Origin of the sequence: Peterkaempfera bronchialis (genome assembly GCF_003258605.2) — a bacterium.
In the GTDB taxonomy this organism is placed as follows: domain Bacteria; phylum Actinomycetota; class Actinomycetes; order Streptomycetales; family Streptomycetaceae; genus Peterkaempfera; species Peterkaempfera bronchialis.
Window position 1 is genome coordinate 4,024,777 of sequence record NZ_CP031264.1, and the last position, 16,699, is coordinate 4,041,475.

The 16,699-nt window shown below is 72.0% G+C and carries 13 protein-coding genes; 12 read left to right on the forward strand and 1 reads right to left on the reverse strand.

Going from position 1 to position 16,699, the window contains the following annotated elements:
* The first annotated feature begins 1 nt into the window (after position 1).
* From nuoE to nuoN, 10 genes are read left to right on the forward strand one after another with little or no spacing between them, the layout of a single operon-like run.
* Entirely contained in the window at positions 2–826 is an 825-nt protein-coding gene (nuoE, locus tag C7M71_RS17950; protein WP_111492399.1) for an NADH-quinone oxidoreductase subunit NuoE, read from the forward strand.
* Complete coding sequence (gene nuoF, locus C7M71_RS17955; protein WP_111492393.1) at positions 823–2,214, forward strand: NADH-quinone oxidoreductase subunit NuoF; 1,392 nt, start codon at positions 823–825, stop codon at positions 2,212–2,214. Before nuoE ends, nuoF begins: the two co-directional genes overlap by 4 nt.
* Entirely contained in the window at positions 2,215–4,728 is a 2,514-nt protein-coding gene (locus tag C7M71_RS17960; RefSeq protein ID WP_114914422.1) for an NADH-quinone oxidoreductase subunit G, read from the forward strand.
* Positions 4,725–6,122, forward strand: a complete 1,398-nt coding sequence (gene nuoH / locus C7M71_RS17965; protein ID WP_111492444.1) for an NADH-quinone oxidoreductase subunit NuoH — start codon at positions 4,725–4,727, stop codon at positions 6,120–6,122. Before C7M71_RS17960 ends, nuoH begins: the two co-directional genes overlap by 4 nt.
* The gene (nuoI, locus tag C7M71_RS17970; protein ID WP_111492445.1) at positions 6,115–6,690 is read left to right on the forward strand and encodes an NADH-quinone oxidoreductase subunit NuoI; all 576 of its coding nucleotides are present in this window, start codon (positions 6,115–6,117) and stop codon (positions 6,688–6,690) included. Before nuoH ends, nuoI begins: the two co-directional genes overlap by 8 nt.
* Positions 6,687–7,646 carry an NADH-quinone oxidoreductase subunit J gene (locus C7M71_RS17975; protein WP_111492446.1) on the forward strand — a complete coding sequence of 320 codons (960 nt, stop codon included), beginning with the start codon at positions 6,687–6,689 and terminating at the stop codon, positions 7,644–7,646. Before nuoI ends, C7M71_RS17975 begins: the two co-directional genes overlap by 4 nt.
* Entirely contained in the window at positions 7,643–7,942 is a 300-nt protein-coding gene (gene nuoK, locus C7M71_RS17980) for an NADH-quinone oxidoreductase subunit NuoK (protein WP_111492447.1), read from the forward strand. The genes C7M71_RS17975 and nuoK overlap by 4 nt, the downstream gene beginning before the upstream one ends.
* A gap of 18 nt (positions 7,943–7,960) precedes the next feature.
* Positions 7,961–9,856 (forward strand): NADH-quinone oxidoreductase subunit L, encoded by a 1,896-nt coding sequence (gene nuoL, locus C7M71_RS17985; protein ID WP_111492448.1) that lies wholly within the window; start codon positions 7,961–7,963, stop codon positions 9,854–9,856.
* A complete protein-coding gene (locus C7M71_RS17990; protein WP_111492449.1) occupies positions 9,856–11,520 on the forward strand; it encodes an NADH-quinone oxidoreductase subunit M in 1,665 nt (554 codons plus the stop codon). The genes nuoL and C7M71_RS17990 overlap by 1 nt, the downstream gene beginning before the upstream one ends.
* Positions 11,517–13,175, forward strand: coding sequence for an NADH-quinone oxidoreductase subunit NuoN (gene nuoN, locus C7M71_RS17995; protein WP_111492450.1), 1,659 nt, complete (start codon positions 11,517–11,519; stop codon positions 13,173–13,175). Before C7M71_RS17990 ends, nuoN begins: the two co-directional genes overlap by 4 nt.
* On the opposite strand, the gene C7M71_RS18000 is transcribed toward nuoN, so the two are convergent.
* Complete coding sequence (locus C7M71_RS18000) at positions 13,165–14,394, reverse strand: phosphotransferase enzyme family protein (RefSeq protein ID WP_229758786.1); 1,230 nt, start codon at positions 14,392–14,394, stop codon at positions 13,165–13,167. The two genes, nuoN and C7M71_RS18000, sit on opposite strands and share 11 nt — an antisense overlap.
* A gap of 333 nt (positions 14,395–14,727) precedes the next feature.
* Here C7M71_RS18000 and C7M71_RS18005 point away from each other — a divergent pair, with 333 nt between their 5' ends.
* On the forward strand, positions 14,728–15,738 hold the full coding sequence (locus tag C7M71_RS18005; protein ID WP_111492451.1) for a polyprenyl synthetase family protein: 1,011 nt from the start codon (positions 14,728–14,730) through the stop codon (positions 15,736–15,738).
* Positions 15,739–15,917: 179 nt separating this feature from the next.
* Positions 15,918–16,577 (forward strand): response regulator transcription factor, encoded by a 660-nt coding sequence (locus C7M71_RS18010; protein ID WP_322975223.1) that lies wholly within the window; start codon positions 15,918–15,920, stop codon positions 16,575–16,577.
* Positions 16,578–16,699: the final 122 nt, after the last annotated feature.

Sequence of the window (16,699 nt, forward strand, 5' to 3'; positions counted from 1 at the left end):
CATGCCGGCGCTGCCGGCGCCCGACTTCCCGGCGGAGGTGAGGGCCCGGCTGGAGGCCGACGCCAAGGAGCTGATCGGCCGCTACCCGGTGGCACGCTCGGCGCTGCTGCCGCTGCTCCACCTGGTTCAGGCCGAGGAGGGGTACGTCAGCGCCAGCGGCATCCGGTTCTGCGCCGAGCAGTTGGAGCTGACCACGGCCGAGGTGACCGCGGTCGCCACCTTCTACACCATGTACCGGCGCAAGCCCGCCGGTCGCTACCACGTCGGGGTCTGCACCAACACCCTCTGCGCGGTGCTCGGCGGCGACCAGATCTTCGCCGAGCTCAAGGAGCACCTCGGGGTCGAGAACAACGAGACCACCGAGGACGGCGCGATCTCCATCGAGCACATCGAGTGCAACGCGGCCTGCGACTACGCGCCGGTGATGATGGTCAACTGGGAGTTCTTCGACAACCAGACGCCGGAGACCGCCAAGCGGCTGGTGGACGACCTGCGGGCCGGTCACACGGTCCTCCCCAGCCGGGGTGCGGCGCTCTGCACATTCAAGGAAACGGCCCGCATCCTCGCCGGGTTCCCGGACGAGCGGGCCGGTGCCCTGGACGCCTCCGGCGCCGGCGGTGCGCCCTCGCTCGCCGGGCTGCGGCTGGCCCGTGGCGAGACCCTGCCGGGCTGCGGCACCGCCAAGGTCGTCTCCCCCCGGCACGGCACCGGGGCAGCCTCGGAGGACTCGTCCGCCGGCGCCCCGTCCTCCCACGACGCCCCGCAGGACACCTCGGTGTCCGACCCCGCGCACCCCGCCGATCCGGAAGGGAGTGAGGGCCGATGACCACCGACAGCCTGGTCGGAGGGGTGGGTCCGGAGAAGCTGCTCACCCCGGTCCTCTCCGACACCTGGGACGCGCAGCGCCCCTGGTCCCTGGAGACCTACCGCAGCCACGACGGCTACCAGGGCCTGGCCGCCGCGCTGCGGATGCCCCCGGACGACGTCATCGCGCTGGTCAAGGAGGCCGGGCTGCGCGGTCGCGGCGGCGCCGGCTTCCCCACCGGGATGAAGTGGCAGTTCATCCCGCAGGGCGACGGCAAGCCGCACTACCTGGTGGTCAACGCCGACGAGTCCGAGCCGGGCACCTGCAAGGACATCCCGCTGCTCTTCGCCAACCCGCACGCGCTGATCGAGGGCATGGTGATCGCCTCCTACGCGATCCGCTGCAACCACGCTTTCATCTACCTGCGCGGCGAGGTCGTCCCGGTGCTGCGGCGGCTGCACGCCGCCGTCGCCGACGCCTATGCGGCGGGCCTGCTCGGCAAGGACATCCAGGGCTCCGGCTTCGACCTGGACATCACCGTGCACGCCGGCGCCGGAGCGTACATCTGCGGCGAGGAGACCGCGCTGCTGGACTCCCTGGAGGGCCGCCGAGGCCAGCCCAGGCTCCGGCCGCCGTTCCCCGCCATCGCCGGTCTCTACGCCTGCCCCACCGTGGTCAACAACGTGGAGTCCATCGCCTCGGTGCCAGCCATCCTGCACCGCGGCAAGGAGTGGTTCCGCTCGATGGGCAGCGAGAAGTCCCCGGGCTTCACGCTGTACTCGCTCTCCGGCCATGTCACCAACCCCGGCCAGTACGAGGCCCCGCTGGGCATCACGCTGCGCCAGCTGCTGGAGATGAGCGGCGGCGTACGGGAGGGCCACCGGCTGAAGTTCTGGACCCCGGGCGGCTCCTCCACCCCGATGTTCACCGACGAGCACCTGGACGTCCCGCTGGACTACGAGGGCGTCGGCGCCGCCGGGTCGATGCTCGGCACCAAGGCGCTCCAGGTCTTCGACGAGACCACCTGCGTGGTCCGCGCCGTCACCCGGTGGACCGAGTTCTACGCCCATGAGTCCTGCGGCAAGTGCACCCCCTGCCGCGAGGGCACCTACTGGCTGGTGCAGCTGATGCGCCGGATCGAAGCCGGCGAGGGCACCCAGAGCGACCTCGACAAGCTGCTGGACATCGCCGACAACATCTTCGGCAAGTCCTTCTGCGCCCTCGGCGACGGCGCGGCCAGCCCCATCACCTCCTCGTTGCAGTACTTCCGCGACGAGTACGAGCAGCACATCGCCCAGCGCGGCTGCCCCTTCGACCCGGCGGCGTCCACCGTCTGGGCCGGCCGGCAGCCGGGCATCAACGGAACCGCCGCCCACCAGCCCGCCCAGGAGAAGGGGGTGCTCGCCTAAATGACCGTCACCACCGGCACACCCCAGGGGACGGCTGCGGCCCCGCCACCGGAAGACCTTGTGACCGTGACCATCGACGGTGTCGAACTCCAGGTGCCCAAGGGCACCCTGGTGATCCGCGCCGCCGAGCTGATCGGCGTCCAGATCCCCCGGTTCTGCGACCACCCGCTGCTGGACCCGGCGGGCGCCTGCCGCCAGTGCATCGTCGAGGTCGAGGGGCAGCGCAAGCCGCTGGCCTCCTGCACCACCACCTGTACCGACGGAATGGTCGTGAAGACCCAGTCCACCTCCCCGGTCGCCGAGAAGGCGCAGCGCGGGGTGATGGAGCTGCTGCTGATCAACCACCCGCTGGACTGCCCGGTCTGCGACAAGGGCGGCGAGTGCCCGTTGCAGAACCAGGCGATGTCCACCGGGCAGGCCGACAGCCGCTTCGAGGGCGCCAAGCGGACCTTCCCCAAGCCCGTCAACATCTCCACCCAGGTGCTGCTGGACCGGGAGCGGTGCGTGCTCTGCGCCCGCTGCACCCGCTTCTCGCAGCAGGTCGCCGGAGACCCCTTCATCGAGCTGCTGGAGCGCGGTGCCCTCCAGCAGGTGGGCACCGGCGAGGGCGACGACTTCCGGTCGTACTTCTCCGGCAACACCATCCAGATCTGCCCGGTGGGCGCGCTCACCTCCGCCGCCTACCGGTTCCGGTCGCGGCCGTTCGACCTCACCTCCTCGCCCGGGACCTGCGAGCACTGCTCCTCGGGCTGCGCCATCCGCACCGACCACCGGCGCGGCAAGGTGCTGCGGCGGCTCGCCGGGGACGACCCGGAGGTCAACGAGGAGTGGAACTGCGACAAGGGCCGGTTCGCCTTCCGCTACGCGCAGCTGCGCGACCGGCTGGCCACCCCGCTGGTCCGCGACGCGGAGAGCGGTGAACTGGTCCCGGCCTCCTGGCCGGAGGCGCTGGAGCGGGCCGCCGAGGGTCTGGCCGCCGCGCGCGGCCGGGCCGCCGTGCTTGTCGGCGGCCGGTCCACGGTCGAGGACGCCTACGCCTACGCCAAGTTCGCCCGGGTCGCACTGGCCACCAACGACGTGGACTTCCGGGCCCGCCCGCACAGCGCGGAGGAGGCCGACTTCCTGGCCGCCGCCGTCGCCGGACGCGGTGTGGACCTGGACGGCACCGGGGTCTCGTACCGGACGCTGGAGGCCGCCCCGGCGGTGCTGCTCGCGGGCTTCGAGCCCGAGGAGGAGTCGCCGAACGTCTTCCTGCGGCTGCGCAAGGCCACCCGCAAGGGCTCCCTGAAGGTCTTCTCGATCGCCACCCACGCCTCCCGGGGCCTGACCAAGCTCAGCGGCGCCCTGCTGCCCGCCGCGCCCGGCACCGAGGGCGAGTGGCTGGCGGCGCTCGGCGGCGACGAGCCGCTGGCGGAGGACGGCGGCCGGGCCGCCGAGCTGCTGCGCCGCGACGGTGCCGTGATCATGGTTGGCGAGCGGCTGGCCACCGTACCCGGCGCACTCACCGCCGCCGTACGGCTGGCCGCGACCACCGGCGCCCGGCTGGCCTGGGTGCCGCGCCGGGCCGGGGAGCGGGGCGCGGTCGAGGTCGGCGCGCTGCCGGGCCTGCTGCCCGGCGGACGTCCGATCACCGACCCGGAGGCCCGCGCCCAGACCGCCGCCGCCTGGGGCATCGCCGAGATCCCGGGCGGCTTCGGCCGGGACACCGGCCGGATCCTGGAGGCCGCCGCCGCCGGAGAGCTGGGAGCGCTGCTGGTCGGCGGGGTGGAGACGGCGGACCTGCCGGACCCGGCCGCCGCCGAGGCCGCGCTGGACCGGGTGCCCTTCCTGGTCAGCCTGGAGCTGCGGCCGTCCGCCGTCACCGCCCGCGCCGATGTGGTGCTGCCGGTGGCCGCGGTCGCGGAGAAGGCCGGTACCTTCCTCACCTGGGAGGGCCGGGTGCGGCTCTTCGAGGCGGCGCTCAAGCCCGACCAGCAGACCCAGCGGCACCTCCAGTCCGACCTGCGGGTGCTCACCATGCTGGCCGACGCCATGGATGTGCACCTGGGCCTGCCCGACCTCACGGCCGCCCGCCGCGAGCTGGACGCCCTGGGCCCCTGGGCCGGCGAGCGCAGCAGCGCCCCCGCCGGGCACCCGGGTCAGACGCCCCGGCCCGGCGCCGGCGAGGCGGTCCTGGCCGGCTGGCGGCAGCTGCTGGACAACGGCGTGCTCCAGGAGGGCGACGTCCACCTGGCCGGTACCCGGCACCCCGCCGTCGCCCGGCTCTCGCCGGCCACCGCCGCCGAGATCGGCGCGGCCGACGGGGTCCCGCTCACCGTCACCGGCCCGGCCGGGTCGCTGACCCTGCCGCTGGCCGTCACCGGGGAGATGCCGGACCGCACCGTGTGGATCCCGCTGAACTCCACCGACGGCGGCGCCTTCCGGGCGCTGGGCACCGGCACCGGCCGGGTGGTCTCCATCGCCCCGGCAGGTCCGGCCGCCCCGGTCCCGACCAGCGGGGAGGAGAACCGATGACCCCCACCATCCTGGCGGCGGCAGTCGCCCCCGCCACCGAGTCGCTCGGCCTCTTCGGCCGCGACCCCTGGTGGCTGGTGCTGATCAAGGCGGTCTTCACCTTCGCCTTCCTCGTGGTCACCGTGCTGATCGCGATCGTCTGGGAGCGCAAGGTCGTCGCCTGGATGCAGCTGCGGATCGGCCCCAACCGGCACGGCCCCTGGGGCATGCTCCAGTCGCTCGCCGACGGCGTGAAGCTGGCCCTCAAGGAGGACCTGGTCGTCAGCGGCGCGGACAAGGTCGTCTACATCCTGGCCCCGCTGGTCTGCGTCATCCCGGCCTTCATGGCCTTCGCGGTGATCCCCTTCGGCCCGGCCGGCCATGAGGTGTCGATCTTCGGCACCCGGACCACCATGCAGCTCACCGACCTGCCGATCGGCATGCTGTACATCCTGGCCACCGCCTCGGTCGGGATCTACGGCATCGTGCTGGCCGGCTGGTCCTCCGGCTCCACCTATCCGCTGCTCGGCGGTCTGCGCTCGGCCGCGCAGATGATCTCCTACGAGATCGCGATGGGCCTCTCCTTCGCCGCCGTCTTCATCTACTCCAAGTCGATGTCCACCTCGGAGATCGTGGGAGCGCAGCAGGACAAGTGGTTCGTGGTGCTGCTGCCGGTCTCCTTCCTGGTCTACATCGTGGCCATGGTCGGCGAGACCAACCGCGCGCCCTTCGACCTCCCCGAGGCCGAGGGCGAGCTGGTCGGCGGCTTCAACACCGAGTACTCCTCGCTGAAGTTCGCGATGTTCATGCTGGCCGAGTACGTCAACATGGTCACCGTCTCCGCCGTGGCCTCCACCCTCTTCCTGGGCGGCTGGCGGGCACCCTGGCCGATCAGCACCTTCTGGGAGGGCGCCAACCACGGCTGGTGGCCGATCCTCTGGTTCACCATCAAGATCCAGCTGCTGCTGTTCTTCTTCATCTGGCTGCGCGGCACCCTCCCCCGGCTCCGCTACGACCAGTTCATGAAGCTGGGCTGGAAGGTGCTGATCCCGGTCTCGCTGGTCTGGCTGGTGCTGGTCGCCACCGTCCGGGCGCTGCGCAACGAGGGGTACGACTTCAGTCGGATCATCCTCTACGCGCTGGCGCCGGTCGTCGCGATCCTGCTGCTCTCCCTGGTCTGGGACGTCTTCCGGCGCAGGGAGAAGCCGATGCCGCACCAGCCGCAGGAGGTCTTCGACCCGATGGCCGGTGGCTTCCCGGTGCCCCCCATGCCCGGCCAGCAACTGCCGCCCGTACCGCGCCGCCGCAGCCGCATCCCCCAGGAGCCGCCGCCCGCCCCCCCGGTCGAGGAGTCCGGCGAACCCGCCGCCGTCGGCGGCGGCACCTCCAACCCGAAGGGAGCCGACGGTGCCTGACATCCTCGGCCCGGCCGCCGGATTCGGCGTGACCTTCAAGGCCATGTTCAAGAAGCGCCTGACCGAGCAGTACCCCGAGCAGAAGAAGGAGACCGCACCCCGCTTCCACGGCCGCCACCAGCTCAACCGGCACCCCGACGGCCTGGAGAAGTGCATCGGCTGCGAGCTCTGCGCCTGGGCCTGCCCCGCCGACGCCATCTATGTGGAGGGCGCCGACAACTCCGACGAGGAGCGCTACTCGCCGGGCGAGCGGTACGGGCGCGTCTACCAGATCAACTACGCCCGCTGCATCCTCTGCGGGCTCTGCATCGAGGCATGCCCGACCAGGGCGCTCACCATGACCAATGAGTACGAGCTGGCGGACAGCAGCCGCGCCGACCTGATCTTCACCAAGGAGCAGCTGCTGGCCGGGCTCACCGAGGACATGGTCGCTCCGCCGCACGCCATGTACCCGGGCACCGACGAGGGCGACTACTACCGGGGCCAGGTCACCGGCGCCGCCCCCGGCACCGAGACCCAGCCGGCCCGCAGCAAGGGCGAGCAGCCGGAGGAGGCGAGCCAGGCATGACCTCCGCCGTCCCCCTCGCAGCCGCCGTCACCGGCGCCACCTCCACCGGCGAGGCCGTGCAGTTCTGGGTGCTGGCCGTGATCGCGGTCGGTGGTGCCATCGGCATGGTGACCATGCGCAAGGCCGTGCACAGCGCGCTCTGCCTGGCCGCCACCATGCTCGCCCTGGCCGTCTGCTACATGGCGCAGGGCGCGGTCTTCCTGGGCGTGGTCCAGATCGTCGTCTACACCGGCGCGATCATGATGCTCTTCCTCTTCGTGGTGATGCTGGTCGGCGTCACCTCAGCGGACTCCCTCAAGGAGACCCTCAAGGGCCAGCGGTGGGCGGCCGTCCTCTGCGGCCTCGGCTTCGGGGTGCTGCTGATCGCCGGCATCGCCAACGCCAAGCTCACCACCTTCACCGGCCTGGCCGGGGCCAATGCGGGCGGCAACGTCCAGGGCCTGGCCAAGCTGATCTTCACCCGGTACGTCTGGGCCTTCGAGGTCACCGGCGCGCTGCTGATCACCGCCGCCATCGGCGCCATGGTGCTCACCCACCGGGAGCGCACCGAGGAGCGGTCCACCCAGCGGGAGCTGGCCCAGCAGCGGGTCCGCGACGGCGTGCAGGTCCCCCCGCTGCCGGCGCCCGGCGTCTACGCCCGGCACAACGCGGTGGACATCCCCGGCCTGCTGCCCGACGGCACCACCGCCGAGATCTCGGTCAACCCGACGCTGCGCGCCCGTGGCCAGATCCGCGACGTCAGCGGGGACATGCTGCGCCGCATGGAGCAGCTGGAGACCGCCACCGCCGACTACCTGGGCCGTACGCCCCCGCCGCGCCGGATCGCGGTGACCCCCAGGGCCCCGCTCACGTCCGGCGCTGCGGACGAGGCCGCCGAGGCCACCCGTACCGAGACCGGGAAGACGACACCGTCGTCTGCGGAGCCCACGTCCGAGAGGGAGGCCGAGCAGCAGTGAACCCCGTCAACTACCTGTATCTCTCCGCGCTGCTCTTCACCATCGGCGCCTCCGGGGTGCTGATCCGGCGGAATGCCATCGTGCTCTTCATGTGCGTCGAGCTGATGCTGAACGCCGCCAACCTGGCGCTGGTCACCTTCTCCCGGCTGCACGGCAACCTGGACGGCCAGATCCTGGCGTTCTTCACCATGGTGGTCGCCGCCGCCGAGGTCGTGGTGGGCCTGGCGATCATCGTCAGCATCTTCCGCACCCGGCACTCGGCGTCGGTCGACGACACCAATCTGATGAAGCTGTAGGCGGAGGCAGACGAACCCGTGAACGCACTCATCCCCGTGCTCGTCGCGGCCCCGCTCGCGGGGGCAGCACTGCTGCTCCTCGGCGGCCGCCGCCTGGACGCCTTCGGCCACTGGCTGGGCGTCCTCGCCTCCACCGCGTCCTTTGTGGTGGGGGTGGTCCTCTTCGCCGACATGCTGGGCCGCGACGCCGCCGCCCGGCCGATCCACCAGCACCTCTTCTCCTGGATCCCGGTGGGCGGCTTCCAGGCCGACGTCGGCTTCCAGCTCGACCAGCTCTCCATCACCTTCGTCCTGCTGATCACCGGCGTCGGCTCGCTGATCCACCTCTACTCGGTGGGCTACATGGCCCACGACGAGCGCCGCCGCCGCTTCTTCGGCTACCTCAACCTCTTCCTGGCGGCGATGCTGCTGCTGGTGCTGGCCGACAACTACCTGCTGCTGTACGTCGGCTGGGAGGGCGTGGGCCTCGCCTCGTACCTGCTGATCGGCTTCTGGCAGCACAAGCCCAGCGCGGCGACGGCGGCCAAGAAGGCGTTCATCGTCAACCGGGTCGGCGACATGGGCCTGTCGATCGCGATCATGCTGATGTTCGCGCAGTTCGGCTCCTTCGCCTTCGGTCCGGTCTTCGCCACGGCGCATGACGCCGGCGAGGGCCGGCTGACCGCGATCGGGCTGATGCTGCTGCTGGCCGCCTGCGGCAAGTCGGCGCAGGTGCCGCTGCAGTCCTGGCTGGGCGACGCGATGGAGGGCCCGACCCCGGTCTCGGCCCTGATCCACGCCGCCACCATGGTCACCGCCGGCGTCTATCTGATCACCCGCTCCGCAGTCATCTTCAACCTGGCGCCCAACGCCCAGCTGGTGGTGGTCTGCGTGGGCGCGGTGACACTGCTCTTCGGTGCCATCGTCGGTTGCGCCAAGGACGACATCAAGAAGGCCCTCGCCGGTTCCACCATGTCGCAGATCGGCTACATGGTGCTGGCGGCGGGCCTGGGCCCGGTGGGCTACGCCTTCGCGATCATGCACCTAGTGACCCACGGCTTCTTCAAGGCCGGGCTCTTCCTCGGCGCCGGGTCGGTCATGCACGGCATGAACGACGAGGTGAACATGCGCCACTACGGCGGCCTGCGGAAGTACATGCCGGTCACCTTTGTCACCTTCGGGCTGGGCTATCTGGCGATCATCGGCTTCCCGGGCCTGTCGGGCTTCTGGTCCAAGGACCGGATCATCGAGGCCGCCTTCGCCAAGGGCGGCACCGAGGGCTGGATCCTGGGCACGGTCGCGCTGCTGGGCGCGGCGATCACCGCGTTCTATATGACCCGCGTGATGATCATGACCTTCTTCGGCAAGAAGCGCTGGCAGCCCGATGCGGAGGGCCATGAGCCGCACCCGCACGAGTCGCCGTCGGTGATGACCATCCCGATGATCGTGCTCGCGGTGGGCTCGGTCTTCGCGGGCGGGCTCTTCGCCCTCAACAACGCCTTTGTGCACTGGCTGGAGCCCATCACCGGCCACTCCGAGGGCAACTCCCCGCTGAACGCGATCACGGTCACCGTGCTCACCTTCGTCTGCGTCGCCGCCGGCGTACTGGTCTCCTGGGCGGTGTACGGGCGGCAGCCCGTCCCGGTCACCCCGCCGGTGGGCTCCGCGCTCACCCGGGCCGCCCGCCGCGACCTGCTCCAGGACGACTTCAACCACGCGGTGCTGGTCCGCCCCGGCGAGTACCTGACCCGTGGGCTGGTCTACACGGACACCAAGGGCCTGGACGGCTTCGTCAACGGCCTGGCCGCCGCCATCGGCGGCATCTCCAGCCGGATGCGGCGGATGCAGAACGGCTTCGTCCGCTCCTACGCCCTCTCCATGTTCGGTGGCGCCGCGGTGCTGGTCGCCACCACTCTCCTGATGAGGTCGGTCTGATGCCCTTTCCGCTGCTGACCGTCACCGCCGCCGTGCCGGCGGTCGGTGCGGTCGTCACCGCGGCGCTGCCGGCCGCGACCACCGCGGCCAGGCGGCGCACCCCCAAGGCCGTCGCGCTGGCCTTCTCCGCCGTCGCCCTCGTCCTCACGGCGATTGCCGCCGTGCGGTTCGACCCGGGCGGCGACCGCTACCAGCTCACCGAGTCGTACACCTGGATCAAGAGCTTCGGCATCTCCTTCTCGCTCGGCGTGGACGGCATCGGCGTGGTGCTGGCGCTGCTCACCGCCGTCCTGGTGCCGCTGGTGATGCTCGCCTCCTGGCACGACGCCGACCCGGAGGACCCGCACAGCTTCGAGGGGCCCCGGCGCACCCAGGGCTTCTTCGCCCTGGTGCTGGCCGTCGAGGCGATGGTGCTGGTCTCCTTCCTCTCCACCGACGTCTTCCTCTTCTACGTCTTCTTCGAAGCCATGCTCATCCCGATGTACTTCCTCATCGGCGGCTTCGGGGACCGGGCGGGCGGCCCGGACGCGGCCCGGCAGCGCTCCTACGCGGCCGTCAAGTTCCTGCTGTACAACCTGGTCGGCGGCCTGGTGATGCTCGCCGCCGTGATCGGGCTGTACGTCCTCACCGCCCGCGCCGGGCTCGGCAGCGGCGGAGGCGGCACCTTCGACCTGGCCACCATCACCAACGCGGTCGCCGACGGGAAGCTCTCCATCGCCCCGGCAGCGGAGAAGGCGCTCTTCCTGGGCTTCTTCTTCGCCTTCGCGGTCAAGGCGCCGCTCTGGCCGCTGCACACCTGGCTGCCCAACGCCATGGGCGAGTCCACCGCCGGAACCGCCGTGCTGATCACCGCCGTGGTCGACAAGGTCGGCACCTTCGCGATGCTCCGCTTCTGCCTGGGCCTCTTCCCGGACGCCTCCCGGTACTTCGCCCCGGCCATCCTGGTGCTCTCGCTGGTCGGGATCATCTACGGGGCGCTGCTCGCGGTGGGCCAGAAGGACATCAAGCGGCTGATCGCCTATGCGTCGATCTCCCACTTCGGCTTCATCATCCTGGGCATCTTCGCGATGACCACCCAGGGGCAGAGCGGGGCCACCCTCTACATGGTCAACCACGGCATCTCCACCGCCGTGCTGATGCTGGTCGCCGGGTTCCTGATCTCGCGGCGCGGCAGCCGTCTGATCGCCGACTTCGGCGGGGTGCAGAAGGTCGCCCCGGTGCTGGCCGGCACCTTCCTGATCGGCGGCCTGGCGACGCTCTCGCTGCCCGGTCTGGCGCCGTTCGTCAGCGAGTTCCTGGTGCTGGTCGGCACCTTCACCCGCTACCCGGCGATGGGCATCGTCGCCACCTTCGGCATCGTGCTGGCCGCGCTCTACGTCCTGGTGCTCTACCAGCGCACCATGACCGGCCCGGTCAAGGAGGGCGTCCGCTCGATGGCCGACCTCAGGATCCGCGAGGTGGCCGTGGTCGCCCCGCTGGTCGTCCTGCTGATCGGGCTCGGCGTCTACCCCAAGCCGCTCGCCGACATCGTCAACCCGGCGGTGAAGGCCACCATGGCCGACGTCCACCGCACCGATCCCCCACCCGCCCATCCGGCGGCCGAGCAGTCCTGGTTCTCCTACATGACCGCCGGCGCGGACTCCCACGGAGGTGAGGCGAAGTGACCGCCCTCGCACCGGCCGCCGCTGTCCACACCCTGTGGACGGCCGCGGGCGACACCGCGACCATCCCGGCTCCGCACCTTGAGTACGGGCAGCTGGCGCCCATGCTGGTGGTCTTCGGCGCCGCCCTGGTCGGCATCCTCGCGGAGGCATTCCTGCCCCGCCGCACCCGGTACACCGCCCAGGTGGCCATCGCCCTGCTGGGCCTGGTCGCCTCCTTCGGCGTGGTGGTCTCGCTGGCCGCCCGCGGCTACGCCACCACCAAGGCCGACCTCACCGCCATGGGCGCCGTCGCCGTCGACGGTCCCGCGCTCTTCCTCCAGGGCGTGATCCTGCTGGTCGCCGTGGTCGCGGTGCTCTCCTTCGCCGAGCGGCGGCTGGAGCCGCGCGGCGCGGGCGGCGCCCCGGTGGACGCCTTCGCCCCGCAGGCGTCCGCCGTACCGGGCGGTGACCAGGAGAAGGCCGCCGCCAAGGCGGGCTTCGCCACCACCGAGATCTTCCCGCTCACCATGTTCGCGGTCGGCGGCATGCTGCTCTTCCCGGCGGCGGCCGATCTGCTGACCATGTTCGTGGCGCTGGAGGTGCTCTCCCTCCCGCTCTACCTGATGTGCGCGCTGGCCCGGCGCCGCCGCCTCCTCTCCCAGGAGGCCGCGGTCAAGTACTTCCTGCTGGGCGCCTTCGCCTCCGCCTTCTTCCTCTTCGGCGTGGCGCTGCTCTACGGCTACGCCGGGACCGTCTCGCTGGGCGGCATCGCCGATGTGGTCTCCGGCCAGGCTCCGGTCACCCCGGCGCTGGCCAACACCACCGGCAACGACGCCCTGCTGCTGATCGGGCTGGCGCTGCTGGGCGTGGGCCTGCTCTTCAAGGTCGGCGCCGTCCCCTTCCACGCCTGGACCCCCGACGTCTACCAGGGCGCCCCCACCCCGGTCACCGGCTTCATGGCCGCCGCCACCAAGGTCGCCGCCTTCGGCGCCCTGCTGCGGCTGCTCTATGTGGCGCTGCCGGGCATGCGGTGGGACTGGCGGCCGGTGATGTGGGGCGTCGCCATCCTCACCATGGTGGTCGGCGCGATCCTCGCGGTCACCCAGACCGATGTGAAGCGGCTGCTGGCCTACTCCTCCATCGCCCACGCCGGGTTCATCCTCACCGGCGTGATCGCCACCAACAAGGCGGGCGTCTCCTCGGTGCTCTTCTACCTGGCGGCGTACTCCTTTGTGACCCTCGGCGCCTTCGCGGTGGTCACCCTGGTCCGCGACGCGGGCGGCGAGGCCACCCACCTCTCCCGCTGGGCGGGCCTGGGCCGGCGGTCCCCGCTGGTGGCGGCGGTCTTCGCGCTCTTCCTGCTGGCCTTCGCCGGGATTCCGCTCACCTCCGGCTTCACCGGGAAGTTCGCCGTCTTCCAGGCGGCGGCGAGCGGGGGCGCGGTCCCGCTGGTGATCATCGGTGTGCTGTCGTCGGCGATTGCGGCGTTCTTCTACATCCGGGTCATCGTCCTGATGTTCTTCTCCGACCCCAAGCCGGACGGCCCCTCGGTCGCCGTCCCCAGCCCCCTCACCGCCACCGCCATCACCCTCGGCGTCCTGGTCACCCTGGTGCTCGGCCTGCTGCCGCAGTACTTCCTCGACCTGGCGGACAAGGCGTCGGTCTTCATCCGCTGACCCCGCTGACCCCGCTGACCCCGCCGCGCCCTGCGCCCCGGCCGCCCCACGGCGCCGGGGCGCAGCCGTCCGGCGTGGGGGACGGCGCGGTACGGACCCACTCGCGCAGCCGGGCGGTGAAGTCCCGGCCGGCGGGGGTGGTGAACCAGGCGGCGTGGCCGGTGAAGTAGTCGCGGTAGGTCTCCAGGGCCTGGTCGGGGCGGCCCAGCACGGTGTGGAAGTAGTACGCCTCGGAGAGCGCGTAGTCGGCGTGGACCAGCGGCAGCAGCTCGGGCAGGGCGGCGGCCTCGGCGGGGGAGAGCGGGCGGACCGAGCGGTAGCCGTCCAGCAGGGCGCGGGCCTGCCCTAGGTGGACGGCGGCCGGGCCCCGGTCGGCGAGGCGCAGCCACTCCACGGCCGAGCGTTCCAGGGCGGTGGCCAGGTCGTGCACGGCGGTGGTCCGGTTGGCCAGGCCGAAGTCCAGGACGGCGGTGACCCGGTCGCCGTCCCAGAGCAGATTGGTGCCATGCCAGTCGTTCTGCGTCCAGAGCGGCCGGAGGGGGCCGAGGCGCGGCCGCAGCGGCAGGTGGTACCGGGCCAGGTCCTCCCGCCAGGGCACCCGGGCGAGCAGCGCGGAGAGCCCCGGACGGGCGCGGGCGAAGTCCGCCATGGCCGCGACCGGGTCGGCGGCGGAGAAGACCCGGTGCGAGGCCAGCAGCGGCAGCGGGCCGCGCGGCGGCGCGTCCCAGCCCTCGGCGGCGAGATGCAGCCCGGCCAGCGCGGCACCGGAGGAGTACGCCTGGGCGAGGGTCAGATAGGGCGTCCAGGAGAAGGCGTCGCGGTACAGGTCGTCGCCCGGCAGGGCGGTGTGCACCTCGTAGGTCCACGCGCCCCGCACGGTGGCGGTGGCCCCGTCCCGGTCGCGCAGCACCCGGGCCACCGGGGCGCCCCGGGCGGCCAGCCGGGCCATGAAGCGATGCTCCTCCGCGAGCGCGGCGGCATCGCGGACGGTGCGGTGGTGCCGCTTGACGAAGAGGTGCCGCCCCGCGCGGGGACGGACCAGTGCGGCGGCGGAGAGCGGCCGGGGGCTGCGCCAGAGCACGGCGTCCAGGCCGCCGGTGCCGGGGTGGCGGCCCAGCAGCCAGCAGGTCTCCTCCTCGGTGAGCGGCGGCCAGTCGGGGGCGACCAGCTCGGCCCGGCCCATGCCCAGCACCCGTACCGTCCCGTCGTCCGCCGTCATCCGCATCGCCTCTCACCGCCTCTCCGGCGTCTCTCCCGGCCTCCCCGGGTCCCCTGTCGACCCGTGCCGGGACATCCTCTCCGATCCTCGCGGCAACCTTTCCGCCGCCGGCGGCCACGGAAGGGATGGAATGTCTTGCTGGTGCGCGGGAGGTCATGAACCGGGCACCGCGTTCCCTGCGGCCGCCCCACCCCCGGGCGGCCGCCGCCTCTCCTGCCTCCGGACCGAGCGGTGCCCACGCGGTGATCGAGTTGTGACCGGATACGCTGCCCTTGATGGCAGCAGCGGCATCTGGGACGACCGCATGACCGACCAGCGACAGGAGTGGTCTTCGTGACCGTCGTGGGGCCCTTCGGGCTGAACATGCAGGACGAGGCGCTCAACGCCGACGTCCGGGACGGCATGGCCGCTGTCGAGGAGGCGCTGCTGGACGCCACCAAGAGCGATGTGCCGTTCATCACGGTCACCGCCCAGCATCTGCTCGAAGCCGGCGGCAAGCGGTTCCGCCCGCTGCTGGTGCTGCTCGCCGCCCAGTTCGGCGACCCCAACGCCCCCGGAGTGGTCCCCGCCGCCGTGGTGGTGGAGCTGACCCACCTGGCCACCCTCTACCACGACGATGTGATGGACGAGGCGGGGGTGCGGCGCGGCGCCCCCAGCGCCAACGCCCGCTGGGACAACTCGGTCGCCATCCTCACCGGCGACTTCCTCTTCTCCCGCGCCTCCCAGGTGCTGGCCGACCTCGGCCCCGAGGCCGTCCGCGTCCAGGCCGAGGCGTTCGAGCGGCTGGTCACCGGCCAGATCCTGGAGACCGCAGGACCCCGGCAGGGCAGCGACCCGGTCCAGCACTACCTGGACGTCATCAGCGGCAAGACCGGCTCGCTGATCGCCGTCTCCGGCCGGATGGGCGCCATGCTGGCCGGTGCCGACGAGCGCACGGTGGAGATCCTCACCGAGTACGGCGAGCGGATCGGCACCGCCTTCCAACTGGCCGACGACGTCCTGGACATCGCCAGCGACGGCCATGAGTCCGGCAAGACCCCCGGCACCGACCTGCGCGAGGGCGTCCCCACGCTGCCCGTGCTGCTGCTGCGCGCCATGCCCGCCGACCCCGCCGACCCGGACGACGCCCGGCTGCGGGAGCTGCTCGACGGCGACCTCGGCGACGACACCCGGCATGCCGAGGCGCTGCGGCTGCTGCGCGGCCACCCGGCGCTGGAACGGGCCCGCCGGGAGACCCTGCGGTACGCCTACGAGGCGCGCGACCTGCTGGCCCAGCTTCCCCAGTGCCCGGCCCGCTCGGCGCTGGAGGGGCTCTGCGACGCGGTGGCCGTCCGCACCATGTGAGCCCGTACCAGGTGAGCCCGCGCCCCGGACCGGGCCCGGGCGGCCGCCGGGATGGGCCAGACTGGGCACGTCCCACGTCCCACGCCCCACGTCCCACGCCCCACGTCCCACGTCCCACGCCCTCACCGCCCCACGCCCTCACCGCCTCACCGCCCGCCGCCATCCGGAAGGCCATCATGCTGCGTGTCGTCATCGCCGAGGACTCGGTTCTGCTGCGGGAGGGCCTGACCCGGCTGCTCACCGACCGGGGACTGGAGGTGGTGGCCGGGGTCGGCGACGGGGAGGGCCTGCTGAAGGCGGTGAAGGAGCTGGCCGGCGCCGGGCAGCTGCCCGATGTGGTCGTCGCCGATGTGCGGATGCCGCCCACCCACACCGACGAGGGCGTACGGGCCTGTGTGGAGCTGCGCCGCCGCCACCCGCAGGTCGGCGTGCTGGTCCTCTCCCAGTACGTGGAGGAGCGCTACGCCTCCGAGCTGCTGGCCGGCTCCACCCGGGGCATCGGCTATCTGCTCAAGGACCGGGTCGCCGAGGTACGGGAGTTCTGCCAGGCCGTGGAGCGGGTGGCACGCGGTGGCACCGCGCTGGACCCGGAGGTGGTCGCCCAGCTGCTCAGCCGCAGCCGCCGGGCCGAGGTGCTGGGGCGGCTGACCCCGCGCGAGCGCGAGGTGCTGGGCCTGATGGCCGAGGGCCGTACCAACACCGCCATCGCCAAGCAGCTGGTGGTCTCGGACGGCGCGGTGGAGAAGCACGTCAGCAACATCTTCCTCAAGCTCGGTCTGGCGCAGAGCCCGGAGGACCACCGAAGGGTGCTGGCGGTGCTGACCTACCTGAATTCCTGAGAACCGCTGAAGAATGCCTGGCGTCAATCTCGACGGGGGATTGCACGGGGTACCCCGCATTGTTGGACGAAGCAGGTGAAAGCCGTGCAGGGAGCTTCGGGCATCCCTCACATAGGTGACCC

Bases quoted from the DNA above. Each gene is read 5' to 3' on its own strand.
- nuoE (WP_111492399.1), top strand. From the start codon at position 2: ATGCCGGCGCTGCCGGCGCCCGACTTCCCGGCGGAGGTGAGGGCCCGG.
- nuoF (WP_111492393.1), top strand. From the start codon at position 823: ATGACCACCGACAGCCTGGTCGGAGGGGTGGGTCCGGAGAAGCTGCTC.
- C7M71_RS17960 (WP_114914422.1), top strand. From the start codon at position 2,215: ATGACCGTCACCACCGGCACACCCCAGGGGACGGCTGCGGCCCCGCCA.
- nuoH (WP_111492444.1), top strand. From the start codon at position 4,725: ATGACCCCCACCATCCTGGCGGCGGCAGTCGCCCCCGCCACCGAGTCG.
- C7M71_RS17975 (WP_111492446.1), top strand. From the start codon at position 6,687: ATGACCTCCGCCGTCCCCCTCGCAGCCGCCGTCACCGGCGCCACCTCC.
- C7M71_RS17990 (WP_111492449.1), top strand. From the start codon at position 9,856: ATGCCCTTTCCGCTGCTGACCGTCACCGCCGCCGTGCCGGCGGTCGGT.
- C7M71_RS18000 (WP_229758786.1), bottom strand. From the start codon at position 14,394: ATGACGGCGGACGACGGGACGGTACGGGTGCTGGGCATGGGCCGGGCC.